The sequence below is a fragment of the Kribbella polygonati genome (assembly GCF_050320105.1).
Taxonomy (GTDB): Bacteria; Actinomycetota; Actinomycetes; order Propionibacteriales; family Kribbellaceae; genus Kribbella.
In genome coordinates this window covers 6,939,714-6,953,052 of sequence record NZ_CP190129.1, presented here as the reverse complement: position 1 = coordinate 6,953,052, position 13,339 = coordinate 6,939,714, and the positions used below count along the sequence as shown (strand labels likewise).

Annotated in this window: 10 protein-coding genes and 8 tRNA genes; 10 read left to right on the top strand and 8 right to left on the bottom strand. The window is 69.3% G+C overall.

All coding sequences use genetic code 11. The features are described 5' to 3' along the window. Positions 1–51 precede the first annotated feature (51 nt). Positions 52–127 (bottom strand) — tRNA-Thr (locus ACQHIV_RS33165). Positions 128–996: 869 nt separating this feature from the next. Between ACQHIV_RS33165 and ACQHIV_RS33160 the strand changes: the two genes are divergently transcribed. The 10 genes from ACQHIV_RS33160 (at position 997) to ACQHIV_RS33115 (ending at position 3,887) form a co-directional block, all read left to right on the top strand. Further along, positions 997–1,072 (top strand) — tRNA-Pro (locus ACQHIV_RS33160). 91 nt (positions 1,073–1,163) lie between these two features. Beyond that, positions 1,164–1,237 (top strand) — tRNA-Arg (locus tag ACQHIV_RS33155). Between the two features lie 2 nt (positions 1,238–1,239). Continuing rightward, positions 1,240–1,313, top strand: a tRNA-His gene (locus ACQHIV_RS33150). Positions 1,314–1,397: 84 nt separating this feature from the next. Beyond that, positions 1,398–1,844: an HNH endonuclease gene (locus tag ACQHIV_RS33145; RefSeq protein ID WP_427887943.1), complete on the top strand. Its 447-nt coding sequence runs from the start codon at positions 1,398–1,400 to the stop codon at positions 1,842–1,844. 34 nt (positions 1,845–1,878) lie between these two features. Beyond that, positions 1,879–1,951, top strand: a tRNA-Gln gene (locus tag ACQHIV_RS33140). Between the two features lie 29 nt (positions 1,952–1,980). Then, positions 1,981–3,171: an RtcB family protein gene (locus ACQHIV_RS33135; RefSeq protein WP_427887942.1), complete on the top strand. Its 1,191-nt coding sequence runs from the start codon at positions 1,981–1,983 to the stop codon at positions 3,169–3,171. Positions 3,172–3,228: 57 nt separating this feature from the next. Next, positions 3,229–3,585 (top strand): Imm8 family immunity protein, encoded by a 357-nt coding sequence (locus tag ACQHIV_RS33130; protein ID WP_427887941.1) that lies wholly within the window; start codon positions 3,229–3,231, stop codon positions 3,583–3,585. A 16-nt stretch (positions 3,586–3,601) separates the two neighbouring features. Further along, positions 3,602–3,692, top strand: a tRNA-Ser gene (locus ACQHIV_RS33125). Between the two features lie 34 nt (positions 3,693–3,726). Then, a tRNA-Glu gene (locus ACQHIV_RS33120) sits at positions 3,727–3,799 on the top strand. A 4-nt stretch (positions 3,800–3,803) separates the two neighbouring features. Next, positions 3,804–3,887 (top strand) — tRNA-Tyr (locus ACQHIV_RS33115). A 291-nt stretch (positions 3,888–4,178) separates the two neighbouring features. Here ACQHIV_RS33115 and ACQHIV_RS33110 read toward each other — a convergent pair. The 7 genes from ACQHIV_RS33110 to ACQHIV_RS33080 all read right to left on the bottom strand — a co-directional run bounded on the left by ACQHIV_RS33110 (position 4,179) and on the right by ACQHIV_RS33080 (position 13,339). Beyond that, a complete protein-coding gene (locus ACQHIV_RS33110; protein ID WP_427887939.1) occupies positions 4,179–5,489 on the bottom strand; it encodes an alpha-L-fucosidase in 1,311 nt (436 codons plus the stop codon). Continuing rightward, entirely contained in the window at positions 5,489–6,856 is a 1,368-nt protein-coding gene (locus tag ACQHIV_RS33105) for an FAD-binding oxidoreductase (RefSeq protein ID WP_427887938.1), read from the bottom strand. The genes ACQHIV_RS33110 and ACQHIV_RS33105 overlap by 1 nt, the downstream gene beginning before the upstream one ends. Then, positions 6,846–7,712 carry a U32 family peptidase gene (locus ACQHIV_RS33100; RefSeq protein ID WP_427887936.1) on the bottom strand — a complete coding sequence of 289 codons (867 nt, stop codon included), beginning with the start codon at positions 7,710–7,712 and terminating at the stop codon, positions 6,846–6,848. The genes ACQHIV_RS33105 and ACQHIV_RS33100 overlap by 11 nt, the downstream gene beginning before the upstream one ends. Further along, positions 7,709–8,953, bottom strand: a complete 1,245-nt coding sequence (locus tag ACQHIV_RS33095) for a DUF2088 domain-containing protein (RefSeq protein WP_427887934.1) — start codon at positions 8,951–8,953, stop codon at positions 7,709–7,711. Before ACQHIV_RS33095 ends, ACQHIV_RS33100 begins: the two co-directional genes overlap by 4 nt. A 176-nt stretch (positions 8,954–9,129) precedes the next feature. Continuing rightward, a complete protein-coding gene (locus ACQHIV_RS33090; protein ID WP_427887932.1) occupies positions 9,130–10,917 on the bottom strand; it encodes an IlvD/Edd family dehydratase in 1,788 nt (595 codons plus the stop codon). Next, a complete protein-coding gene (locus ACQHIV_RS33085) occupies positions 10,914–12,443 on the bottom strand; it encodes an aldehyde dehydrogenase (NADP(+)) (RefSeq protein WP_427887930.1) in 1,530 nt (509 codons plus the stop codon). The genes ACQHIV_RS33090 and ACQHIV_RS33085 overlap by 4 nt, the downstream gene beginning before the upstream one ends. Continuing rightward, a complete protein-coding gene (locus ACQHIV_RS33080) occupies positions 12,440–13,339 on the bottom strand; it encodes a fumarylacetoacetate hydrolase family protein (RefSeq protein WP_427887928.1) in 900 nt (299 codons plus the stop codon). Before ACQHIV_RS33080 ends, ACQHIV_RS33085 begins: the two co-directional genes overlap by 4 nt.

The window sequence follows — 13,339 nt, the reverse complement described above, 5'->3', positions numbered from 1 at the left end:
TACCCGGTCCCGTGTCGAACCGGGTTTGCGCAGGTCAGCGCGTACTTCTGGTGGAGCCGCCTGTCGGAATCGAACCGACGACCTTCTCATTACGAGTGAGACGCTCTGCCGACTGAGCTAAGGCGGCGGGTACCGAGGCAAGAGTGTAGCGGGAGGAGGGGAGGATTCCGAATCGGATCTTGGGGCGACGGTACGGCGGGGTGGGTGGTGTGCTCGGGATCACTCCGGGTGCGCCGGGTCCGGTAGGGCGGGTCGGGTCGGGCGAGTCGGGTCGGGCGGGTCCGGGAGGTGGGCGGGTCCAGGCGAGCCGGGGCGGTCGGGCATGAGTTCGGCCCGACGGGGCCGGGTGTTGTCGGGCGGGGCCGCGGTTCGAGCGGGCCGGTCCAGGCGGGAGTCGGGCAGGGGGTGGCGGGTGGAGCGGCGAAGGGCGTGGGGCGTGCCGGGGGTGAGGCGTGCGGGGCTGAGCCGTGCGGGCGTATGGGCGTGGGGCGTGCGGGGTGGGGAACTGGGGGTGGGTTATGTGCGTCGTAGCGGGGCGGGAATGGTGGATGGAACACATTGTTGGGGAAATGCGTTGACTTGGGTGGTGGGGTTGGGTGAGACTAATTCCCGCGAGACCAAAGACCTTGAGGAGATAGATCGTGTTCGGAACGCGCATCCTGAGTGAAGCCTGGCGGCCTGGCCGCATGGCTTTGTCGGCGTGCCTGCGAACCGTGGGCGATGAGGCCAACTACTACTACTACCACCAGCTCAGCCCGCGTCTGGGCGGTCCGCCTGGGTGATCTCCGAGTGGGAGACCTCCAGGAGCCGTCTGAGCCGGGTACCGGCAGCAGGCGGCTCTTTTCTTTTGCCCGTGCTCGGGCCATCGCCGGTGTGCAATGGTTGCGGACCGGATTCCAAACCCGCGTCCCGAGGGTTCGATTCCCTCCATCGGTGCTTTCCGGTATTCACGGATATCGGCTTGAACAATTGACAACTGGACATTTGTCGCAATTACCAGCTGTAGGCCAGTGGCCAGGCCGCCTCATTTGGGTTGAGGAGATCGGAGGTTCGAGTCCTCCCAGCTGGACCAGGCGCCCGCAGTACGTCAGCTACCGGCCGAGCGGGCGCCGCGAGCGTGCCCTGTGACGGAAATCCGCAGTACATCCGGCACAGGGCACCGGACGCCCGTGGCTCAACTGGAGAGAGTGCCTGCCTACGAAGCAGGAGGGTGCAGGTTCGAGTCCTGCCGGGCGTGCTGTGTCCGAGGTCGAAGTGGGCGAGGCACCGGGACGTGGCCCCGGAGGAAGCGGGTTCGAGCCCCGCCGGACACCCTGAGTGAACAGCTGTTGACCCGACACCGAGATCGCCGACCTGCTGACCGCCGGTCGGGCACACTGGAAGGGAGGAGGAACCACATGAGCGGTGTGATCGTCCTGAACGCCTCGTACGAGCAACTGCACGTCGTGTCGATCCCGCACGCCATCCGGATGCTCGTCCGGGAGGTCGCCGTCGTCGAGGAGGCCCACGACGGCGCCAGCATCGGACCGTTCCCGCTCCCCCGGGTGCTCCGCCTCGTCCGGTACGTCGTGATGAAGTGGCGGTACGCCGGTGGACGCCTGCAGTACACGCGGGCCGGCGTACTGAAGCGTGACAAGTACACCTGTGCGTACTGCGGTCAACCGGGCGCCACCACGATGGACCACGTGGTTCCACGGTCGAGAGGTGGACGCGGCGAGTGGATGAACGCCGTCGCCGCGCACGCGAACTGCAACGAGAAGAAGGGCTCGCGCACCCCGGAAGAGGCCGGCATGCCGCTGTTGTGGCAGCCGTGGATCCCTTCCCGTGCCGAGATAGCGCTCTGACGCGACACCTACCTGGTGTCGCCGACGAGCGCGATGCCAGGTGGGCGACGGTGACCCACCCTCGGTTCTGACCCGAGGCCCCGCAGGTTCGAGCCCTGCCCTGGCAGCTGCATGTCGTCGAACGAGGAGGGGAATCGTGGAGCTTCCGGTGGAGCTGAGTGGGGCCAAGAGCTCCACGCTGATGTGGGCGCAGGAGTACGACGTGGACGCGAAGGCGCTGCAGCAGCTGCGGAACATCGCCGCGCTGCCGTGGGTGCACGGCGTCCGGGTGATGCCCGACGTACACCTCGGCAAGGGTGCGACGGTCGGGTCCGTGATCGCGATGTACCAGGCCGTGTCGCCGGCCGCGGTCGGTGTCGACATCGGGTGCGGCATGGAGGGCGTACTGACGTCGCTGACGGCCGCGGACCTGCCGGACGACCTGTCGGCGATCCGGTCCCGGATCGAGGCCGCCGTACCGGTCGGGTTCCGGGCGCACAACGACCCGGTCGGCGTCCGCCGGCTCGGTCTGGACCCGCGGCCGTGGGACAAGCTGTGGGGCCTGTTCACGAGCCTGCACGACGGGGTGCAGGACCGGGAGCGCAAGGCCAAGCAGCAGATGGGTTCGCTGGGTGGCGGCAACCACTTCATCGAGGTCTGCCTCGACGACGAGGACCGCGTGTGGCTGATGCTGCACTCCGGCAGCCGGAACATCGGCAAGGAGCTGGCGGAGCGGCACATGCGGATCGCGCGGGAGCTGCCGCACAACGCGGACCTGCCGGATCGCGACCTGGCGGTGTTCCTGTCCGGTACGCCGGAGATGGACGCGTACCGCCGGGACCTCACGTGGGCGCAGGAGTACGCCGCCCGGAACCGTGCGGTGATGCTCGCGCTCGTGATGCAGGCGGTGCGGGAGTCGTTCGAGGTCGACGTACGGTTCGAGCAGCCGATCTCGTGCCACCACAACTACGTGGCCGAGGAGCAGTTCGACGGGCTCGACCTGCTCGTCACCCGCAAGGGCGCGATCCGGGCCGGACGCGGCGACCTCGGGCTGATCCCGGGGTCGATGGGGACCGGGTCGTACGTCGTGCGCGGGCTCGGCTCGGAGCGCTCGTTCTACTCGGCCTCGCACGGGGCAGGCCGGCGGATGAGCCGCAACGAGGCGAAGCGCCGGTTCACGGTCGCCGACCTGGTGTCGCAGACCGAAGGCGTCGAGTCCCGCAAGGACGCCGGCGTCATCGACGAGATCCCGGCCGCCTACAAGGACATCGACTCGGTCATCGCGGCCCAGTCCGACCTGGTCGAGGTAGTAGCCCACCTCAAGCAGGTCATCTGCGTAAAGGGCTGAACACTCGGACCGCCCGCCGCCGCAGGGGAGGCGGCGGGCGGCACCCCGGAGGTCTCGATGAAGGCAGCGGTTCGGTTGGTCTACAGCGCCGACGTTGAGGTGCAGACGTACGTCTCACCGGATCCGGACGACGACGGTGTCTGGGTCCGGTTCATCGTCGGCCCGGAGGGCGGGCCGGGTGAGGAGTCGTTCGACGTGTTGGTGTGTACGCCGTTGTGGCTGCGTCGGGTCGTCCGGGCGGAAGGGCCGCAGGTCGGCCGGCATCACCTGATCGTGGATCCGTTCGACCTGCGGTTGGCGATCGGGTTCCTGCTACGGCGGTTCGAGGAGTTGGAGGCGCCGACGTACGACGAACTGGCGGAGAAGCTGGCGCGGTTGGGGTTGTGGGAGTTCGAGGACTACCGGGAGACCTAGCAGGTCGACCGGCCTGGGTGAGGTCCGCCTGTTGGTAGGGGCAGCGGTTTGCTAAACCGTTGGTCGGGTGTCGTCCCGGCTCGCGAGTTCGAATCTCGCTCTCACCGCTGGGTGGCTGGGATGGACCAGCCACCCTGCCACGCCCCGTTGGTCTAGTGGTCAGGACGCCTGGTTCTCATCCAGGAGATCACCGGTTCGAATCCGGTACGGGGTGCCTTGCAGGAGCACCGTCGTGGGAGAGGCGGGACGGCTTGTAAACCCGTTGCCTTCGGGCTGAGCAGGTTCGAATCCTGCCTCCTGCACGCAGTAACGATCAGACAAGAGAGGAGGACCGGCCATGGCCGACCTCAGGAACAGGAAGCGGGTGCCTGGTGGCAGGACCGGTGCTCCGGTCGCGCAGGGGCATTCGATGCGTCGAGTGTTGCTGGCCTGTGGGCATGTGCAGCGGGATCGGATCGCGCACCGTGGGGATCACGTGTGGTGCGAAGCCGAGTGCTCCGACTGGACGCGTGTCGTGTCCGTGCAGGAATAGCGGGCAGGTGGGTACTCAGCACCGTTGAGTACCCACCCCGTCGATCCCCCTGGTGACGGAATCACGCCGGGCCCTCCGAAGGCTCGGTTCCTGGTTCGACTCCGGGCAGGGGGACTGGATCGAAGTGGACCGAGAGCTGTACTTCGGTCTCGGCGCGAGCAGCGAGGACACGCACCCGTACGTCGCTCGCCGCGACAGGTGGCACCACGAGCAGCCGGCGATGCCCGATCGTGGTGCCGGTCGCGATCTCCCGCCACGACCCGTCGACCAGCGCGTCCACGGCGAACGACTCGACCTGCTGGCCCTGCTCGATGCTCTCCCGCAGGTCCACCACGTTGATCGTTGCCGGCAGCACCAAGTCCGTGCCGTAGTACTCGCGTACCGCGGCACCGAACGCCTTCAGCGCCGCAACATCAGGATCGGCGAACATCCCGCGCCGGTCCGGCGGGATGTTGAGGAGGAGTACGGCGTTCCGCCCGACCGACCTGCGATAGATGTCCAGAAGTTCCGGCAAAGTCTTCACCGCGTCGTCCTCCGCGGCGTGGTAGAACCAGCCGGGCCGGATCGACACGTCGACCTCCGCCGGGTACCAGCGCAACTCGTCCGCCTTCGCCAGCTGCTCCGGCCCGGCGACGTCCCGCGCCGTCTGCTCGGCGAGCATCGCACCGTCGGCGAACGGTACGACGCTCCACTCCGTCTCGCGCGCGAACCCGTCCTCGTTGCCGACCCACCGCACATCCGGCCCGCCGACCGCGATCGTCGCGTCCGGCGCCAGTCGCCGGATCAGGTCGAACCACGCGTCGAACGCGTACGTCTGCGCGCTGCTCGTCGGATTCGCCCCGTCCAGCCACACCTCGGCGATCGGCCCGTACGACGTCAGCAACTCGTGCAACTGGTTCAGGTAGAACCGGTTGTAGTCGTCGACGACGTACTCGAACTCGCCGATCCGCGACGGCACCGCCGGGCTGCCGTTGCCGTAGTACCCGCCGGGCGCCTTCTCCTGGTAGAGGTCGGCCGGCGACAGGTACACGCCGAAGCCGAGGCCCGCCTCCCGGCACGCCGCCGACAGCTCCCCCACCACGTCACGCCCGTACGACGCGGCAACCGAATGGTCGAGGAACTTGCTCGGCCACAGGCAGAACCCGTCGTGGTGTTTCGCCGTCAGGATCACGCTCTTGAACCCGGCGTCGACCAACGTCCGCGTCCACTGCGAGCAGTCCAGTGCCGTCGGGTTGAACGCCGCCGGATCGTCGACCCCGGTCCCCCACTCGAGATCGGTGAACGTGTTCGGCCCGAAATGCACGAAGGCCGTCAGCTCCTGCCGCTGCCAGGCGACCTGCCGCGCCGACGGACGTACGGCGGAAGCATCCATCACAACAGCACCTTTCCGGGGTTCAGCAGGTTCAACGGGTCGAACGCGGCCTTGACCCGCCGATGCAGCTCCAGTCCGACCGGGCCGAGCTCGGTCTCCAGCCACTGCGCCTTCAGGGTGCCGATCCCGTGTTCGCCGGTAATCGTGCCACCGAGCCGCAGCCCCAGCTCCATCACCGCCCCGAACGCCTGCAACGCCCGCGCCTCGGCCGCCGCGTCGCCCCGGTCGAACACCACTGTCGGATGCATGTTCCCGTCGCCGACGTGGCCCGGGCAGAAGATCAGTACGTCGTACCGCGTGCCGATGTCGGCGATGCCGCGCAGCAGCGTGACCAGCTGTGAACGGGGTACGGACACGTCGTCGATCAGCGTGACGCCGAGCCGCTCCAGCGCCGGGTTGACCAGCCGTCGCGCCTCGAGGAGCATCGCCGACTCCTCGGCGTCGGAGGCCTCGGCGACGTCGACAGCACCATAGGACGAGCAAATCTCGGCGATCCGCGCCACGTCCTCAGCCGCCCGCGCTCCACGGTCGGACTGCGCCAGGAGCATCGAACCAGCATCTCCGGGTAGGCCCATGTCCCGATAGCCCTGGATCGCCCGCAGGGTTGGTTGATCGAGGAACTCCAGGAGTGAGGGCCGCAGGCCGGCGGCCATCACGGCGGCCGCGGCGGCGATGCCGTCCTCGATGGTGCGGAAGGTCGCGGCGGCGGTGAGGGCGGCCTCGGGGGCGGGTCGGAGTGCGAGTGTGGCCTCCGTGACCACGCCGAGCGTTCCTTCGGAGCCGACGATCAGGCGGGTGAGGTCGTAGCCGGCGACGCCCTTCGCGGGGCGGCGGCCGGTGCGGACCACCTCGCCGGACGCCAGCACGACCTCCAGGCCGCGGATGAAGTCCGACGTCACGCCGTACTTCACGCAGCACAACCCGCCCGCGTTCGTGGCGATGTTCCCGCCGATCGTGGACATCTCCCACGACGACGGGTCCGGTGGATAGAACAGGCCCTGCTCCAGGACGGCCCGCGACAACGACGCGTTCACGACACCCGGTTGTACGACGGCCACCTGGTCCTCGGCGGAGATCTCCAGGATCCGGTTCAGCCGTGCGGTCGAGAGCAGCAGACACCCGTCGACCGCGTTCGCGGCGCCGGACAACCCGGTCCGGGCGCCCTGGGTGACGACCGGCACCCGGAACTCGGACGCGAGCCGCAGTACCTCCTGCACCTCTGCCGTACTCGTTGGCCGTACCAACGCCCGTGGGACACCCGCCGTGCAGAACGTGGCGTGGTCGTTGCGATGACTGTCCAGGATGTCCGGGTCGTCGACGACGTCACCGAGGACCGACCGGAGCCGGTCCAGGAACTCATCCCTCATCTTGCTCGGCGAGCAGTCGCAGGATCAGCTCGGCCCGGCGGACCCGCTCCCGTCCGAGGGCTTCGGCCGTACCGGAAAGGTGGGCGCCGACCGGGTAGATGTTCGGCGCGTTCCGCAGCCCCATCTTCAGATACACCGGCGCCGCGACCCGGACGATCTCCGGTACGTCGTAGAACCGGACGTGGCCGCCCTGGTCGTCGGGGACCTCGATGTACATGTCGATCGGTACCGTCGTCACCGAGCGGATCTCCGCGAGCACCGGCACCGGCAGGTCGGTCGACACATTCAGGCTGGTCGCGCCGAGTCGTTCGTACAGCTGCGCGGTCGGTGCGTTGGGCAACGGCATCAGCACCGACGTCTTCAGCACCAGATCGGCGGGCAGCTCGCCCTCGAGCTTGAGCTGGCCGAGGATCTCCAGTACGCCGATGTCGCCGACCAGCAGGCTGCGCACGCCGAGCTCGACCGCGCGGAACGCGTCGCACAACGACGCCGCCACCTGCTCGTTGCCGCGGGCAACCCCGCCGACGGCGGCCGAGACCTTCGCCTGGCCACCGATGTCCCAGGCGCCGCGCGGGCCGAGGAACAGGCATACCTCGACGCCCTCGGACCCGCCGAGCGACAGCATCTCCTCGATCTCGCCGTCGGTCAGCATCATCACGCCGCTGCCCTGGGACACCCGGTCGATCGTGACGCCGCGGTCCTTCGCCTCCTCCAGGACCGCGGTCATCACCCGCGGGCCCTCGCAGGACGGGATCTCGACCTTGTACGGCGAGCCGTCGGGAAACGTCTTCGCCGACGTCTCCCCCGGCCGAAAACCGCGGTCGGCGAGCAGGGCACGTGCTTCGCGAAGGTTCATCTGTCGCTCCAGGGTCCGAGTCGGCCGGCCGGCGCCAGGTCGCGCGCCGTACCGGTGATCTCCAGGTCGAATCGTTCGGCCGCCTCGGTCAGCAGGGCCGGTGTCACCATCAGCTCGTTCGGCGACAGGGTGTCCTTGATCCGGGCCAGCCGGAGCTCGGACCAGTGCCGCCGTCCGCACATCGTCGCGGCCGCGAGTACGGCGGCCTCGTCGTCCTCCATCACCATCGGCAGCCGCGAACGTCGCGCACCGCCGGCGCCGGAGGTCAGCGCGTTCACATAGCTCGCGCGGAAGTCGATCTGCTCGAGTAGACGCGCCGGGATCACGTCGGCCAGACCGAGGCCGGACGCGTTCCCGTGCGATGCCGGGGACAGCGAGTGCACGCTGATCGCGGCGATGTCGGGCGAGCCGAACTCGGGGATCCCGTGCACCCAGCAGCGGCCGATCACGTTGGTGTCCATACCGGCGCCGGACTTGTCCTTGCCCAGCTCGTCGACCACGAGAACGTCGAGCCGGTCGAAGGGAAGGCGGCCGAGGAGGCTGGATGCTCGTTGCAGTAAGGCGTTTTCCGCCGCTTCCGCGATGCCGGTTGCTTCGAGTAGTTCGACCGACGCGGTGCGGTCCTCGGCGTTCTCCAGGATCGCCAGGCCGCCGATGATCTTGCCCTGCGCAACGATCATCCGGGCGGCGGCTTCGATGTTGCCGCCGAGGGACGGGATGCCGCCGGCGTGCAGGGCGGCGGCGCCGCGGTGGTTGCCGAGGCCGATCGCGAGGATCTTCGCGATGCCGCTCTCGATCGGGCCGCGGAAGTCGGTGTGCGGTTTGATCCGGTTGACCAGGAGTACGCCGTCGGCTTTCGCGGCGAGCGCGTCGTGGTGGACCTCGGTGCCGTCGGGCAAGGTGCCGACGACAACGGTTTCCATGGTTGCCTCGATGGGGCAGCCAACGGTTTCCGCGGTGATTCCGAGACCCTCGAGCATCTCCCGCTGGCCGTCGGCCGTGGCGCCGCCGTGCGAGCCCATGGCGGGCGTCACGAACGGCTCGGCGCCCGCCGCCCGCAACCAGTCCACCGCGGCCTTCGCCACCGGCACCAGATCCCGGATTCCCCGACTGCCGGCCGTCACCGCGATCCGCGCGCCGGGCCGCACCCGCTCCCGCAACGGAGCGAGCGCCGCCAGCGCGTCGGCGTACGGATCCACCGACACCGGCAGATCCGTGAGAATCCGCCGAATCGGCGTCACCTGCGGCAGGATGCCGTCGGGCCGAAGCCCCCGGACCGCCTCGAACGGTCCCCAAGCCCGCCTCGCTTCGCTCGGCGGGGTAGAGGTAGACGGCGGCCCACCCTGTGGTTGGGTCCCGGTCGGCTGGCGCCCGGGAGATCCGGTTGGCGGGTCGGGGGGACTGGATGGGTTCGGCATCAGTGGCTCTGGCGGCCTACGGCTGAGCCGGTGCGGCCTACTAGGAAGTCTAGGTCGCAGCCTTGGTTGGCTTGGGTGACGTGGTCGATGTAGAGGCGGGCCCAGCCGCGGTCGGTCGGGGGTGTGGGTGGTTGCCAGTCGGCGCGGCGCTTCTCCAGTTCCTCGTCGGAGACGTCGAGGTGGAGGCGGCGGGCGGGTACGTCGAGTTCGATCCAGTCGCCGGTGCGGACCAGGGCGAGCGGGCCGCCGACGGCCGCCTCGGGGGTGACGTGCAGTACGACGGTGCCGTACGCCGTACCGCTCATCCGGGCGTCCGAGATGCGCACCATGTCGTCGACACCGATCTCCGCGAGCTTCCGCGGGATCGTCATGTTGCCGACCTCCGGCATCCCCGGGTACCCGCGCGGCCCGGCGTTCTGCAGGACCAGCACGGTGTCCTCGTCGACGTCCAGCTCCGGGTCCTCGACCGCCTTGTCGTACTCCTCGATGCTGCTGAACACCAGCGCCTTCCCCCGGTGCCGCGACAGCCGCTCGGACGCCGCCGACTGCTTGATGACCGCACCGTCCGGCGCGAGATTCCCCTTCAGTACGGCGGTTCCCGCACCACTGCCCAGCGGATCGCCGACCGGCCGGATCACGGCGTACGTCTTGCTGCCCGGCTCCGCGCCGGGGTATGTCGCCTCGATCCGCTCGGCGTTCGCGACGTTCTCGCCGATCGTCCGGCCGGTGACCGTGATCGCCTCGGTCTTCAGCAGCGGCAGGATCTCCTTCATCACCGCGGGCAGCCCGCCGGCGTAGTAGAAGTCCTCCATCAGGTACTTCCCGGACGGCTGCAGGTCGACCAGCCACGGGACGCCGCGCGCCCACTCGTCGATGTCGTCCAGCGTCACGTCGACGCCGACCCGGCCGGCGATCGCGAGCAGGTGGATGACGAAGTTCGTCGAGCCGCCGATCGCGGCGTTCGCGCGGACCGCGTTCGCGAACGCGTCCCGGGTCAGCACGTCGCTGATCTTCAGGTCTTCCTTGACCATCTCGACGATCCGCTGCCCGGACTTCTGCGCGACGACGTACCGCCGCGAGTCGACCGCGGGGATCGCCGCGGACCCGGTCAGCTGGAGGCCGAGCGCCTCCGCCATGCAGGCCATCGTGGACGCCGTACCCATCGTCATGCAGTGCCCGTTGCTGCGGGACTGCCCGGCCTCGGCCGCGGCGAAGTCGTCCGCGGACATCCGCCCGGCGTTCAGGTCCTGCGTGAACCGCCACACCGCCGTACCGGAGCCGATGTCGCAGCCGCGGAATTTACCGTTCAACATCGGACCGCCGGTGACGACGACCGTCGGGAGGTCGACGCTGGCGGCGCCCATGATCGAGCCGGGCGTGGTCTTGTCGCAGCCGGTCAGCAGGACGACGCCGTCGATCGGGTTGCCGCGGAGCGACTCTTCGACGTCCATGCTGAGCAGGTTCCGGAGCAGCATCGCGGTCGGCCGCAGCAGTGTCTCGCCGAGCGACATCACCGGGAACTCCACCGGGAAACCGCCTGCCTGCCAGACGCCCCGCTTGACCGACTCGGCGAGCCGTCGCAGGTGCGCGTTGCACGGGGTGAGCTCGGACCAGGTGTTGCAGATCCCGATCACCGGGCGGCCGTCGAACACCTCCTCGGTGAAGCCCTGCGACTTCATCCACGACCGGTGGATGAACCCGTTGCGGCCCTTCTCCCCGAACCAGTGGTCGAAGCTCCGCCGGCCGATCGGCTGGTCCGGCTCGTCGACAGTCGGGTCGTCACTCATCGCGTCACCTCGTCTGTGGTCACGGTTCCGTTCACCCGGCGGGTGATCCCGGCCGGGTTCGAGTCCTTGAGTACGTCGGGGAGCACCGCGTCCGGGGCGTCCTGGTACGCGACCGGGCGCTGGAACCGGCGGGCCGCGGTGACACCGACGCTGGTGTGGATCGAGCCGACCGTCGACGGGAACGGGCCGCCGTGGTGCTGCGCCCAGGAGACCGCTACACCGGTGGGCCAGCCGTTCCAGAGCACGCGTCCTGCTCTTGCTGTGAGTTTCGGCAGGAGTTCACGGGCCAGGTCGGCGTCCGAGTCCTCCGCGTGGAGCGTCGCGGTGAGGTTGCCGTCGAATGCTTCGATCGCCTTGGCCAGCTCGTCCGGACCGTTGTACTCGACAACGATCGAGACAGGGCCGAAGCACTCCTCGAGGATCTCGTCCCGGCGGGCGAGGAGTTCGGGGACGGTGGTCTGCAGCAGGGTCGCGGCCGGGGTGCCGGCGGCGCCGCTCGCGGTGGCGGTCGACCAGACGCGCACCCCGTCCACCTTCTCCAGGCGGTCGAGGCCCGACGTGAAGCCGTCCTTGATGCGGTCGTTCAGCATCGGCGCCTGGGCGACGCCGCCGACGGCCTCCACGAGCTGGTCCTGCAGGCCGTGGCCGGACGGGAGGAACAGCAGGCCGGGCTTGGTGCAGAACTGGCCGACGCCGAGCGTGAACGAGCCGACGTACCCGGTGGCGATGTCGTTGCCGCGGGCATCGACGGCGGCCTGCGTGACGAAGACCGGGTTCAGGCTGCCGAGTTCGCCGTAGAACGGGATCGGCTCCGGACGGGTGACCGCGATCTCGTGCAGCGCCTTGCCGGCCGGTACCGAACCGGTGAAGCCGGCGGCGGTGATCCGCGGGTCCTTGAGCGCGGTGACGCCGACGTCGAAGCCGGCGATCAGGCCGAACGTTCCGTCGGGGGCGCCGGCCTGCTTGAGGGCGTCGATCATCACCTGGGCGGTACGGGCGGAGAGCTCCGGGTGGCCCGGGTGTGCCTTGACGATCACCGGGCAGCCGGCGGCGAGGGCCGAGGCGGTGTCGCCGCCGCAGACGCTGAACGCGAACGGGAAGTTGCTGGCGGCAAACACCAGGACCGGGCCGAGCGGGACGAGGACACGGCGCAGGTCGGGGCGCGGGACGGGCTTGGCCTGCGGGTCCTTGGTGTCGATGGTGACCTCGAGGAGCGAGCCTTCCTGGAGGGCGTCCGCGAACATCCGCAGCTGTCCGGTACTGCGAGCGACCTCGCCGGTCAGGCGCGCCTCGGGGAGCGAACTCTCCCGCATCGCGATCGGCACCAGCTCACCGGAGGCCGCGTCCAACGCGTCCGCCACCGCACGAATCCACCCGGCGCGTACAGCGGGCTCCGACGATCCGAAGGCGGGTGCGGCGGCCGCAGCCGCAGCAAGCGCCTGCTCCAACTGAGCGGGGGTGGTGTCGGCCACGACTCCACCAGAGGCGCCCGGGTCGGTGGGTGTGGTGGTTGGGTCCGGGGTCATCGGAGGCCTTCCAGGTTGTCGGTGGCGAGGTGGGTGAAGGGTTCCTTGCCGGTGGTGACCGGGTTGGTGAGGGTGCCGAGGTCGTCGATGGTGATCGTGATGACGTCACCTTCGGCGAGGGCGAAGTCGAGTTCCGGGACGATGCCGGTGCCGGTCGCGAGGATCACTCCGTCGGGGAAGTCGTTCGGCAGGAACAGCGCGTCGATCAGGTCCTTCAGCTCCCGCACGAGCTTCGCGGTGGACGTCGTACCGCTGAACACCTCCGCGTCGCCGCGCCGGATCACCAGGTTGATCCCGAGCGCCTTCGGATCGGCGACCTCCCACACCGGCCGGATCCCGGACGCCAGTGCGCAGCCGCCGGCGAACAGCTTCGCCTGCGGCACGTACAGCGGGTTCACGCCCTCGATCGACCGCGAGCTCATGTCGTTACAGATGGTGAACCCAACGATCTCACCGTGGCTGTTGGCAACGACCGCGAGCTCCGGCTCGGGTACGTCGTGCCCGGAGTCGGAGCGGATCCCGACCGGCTCGCCGTCGACGACGACCCGCCAGGCCGGCGCCTTCTGGAACAGCTCGGGCCGGTCGGCGGTGTAGACCTTGTCGTACACCGACTGCTCGCTGCTCTCCTCCATCCGCGCGCCGCGCGACCGCTCGTACGTCACGCCCGCGCACCACACCTCACCGCGCCCGTCGATCGGCGGCAGGAACTTCAGCCCGGCGGCCGGAACCTCCGCGCCGGTCTTGCCGACCGCGGCCCGCAGCTCGTCGAGCCGCAGCCGGAGCAGTTCGGCGACGGAGTTCACGCCTTCGAGCGGAGCCACCGAGTCACCGGTACGGACACCGGGAACGGGCCGGCCGTCGACCGGGGACAGATAACGGACCAAGTGCATGGACAT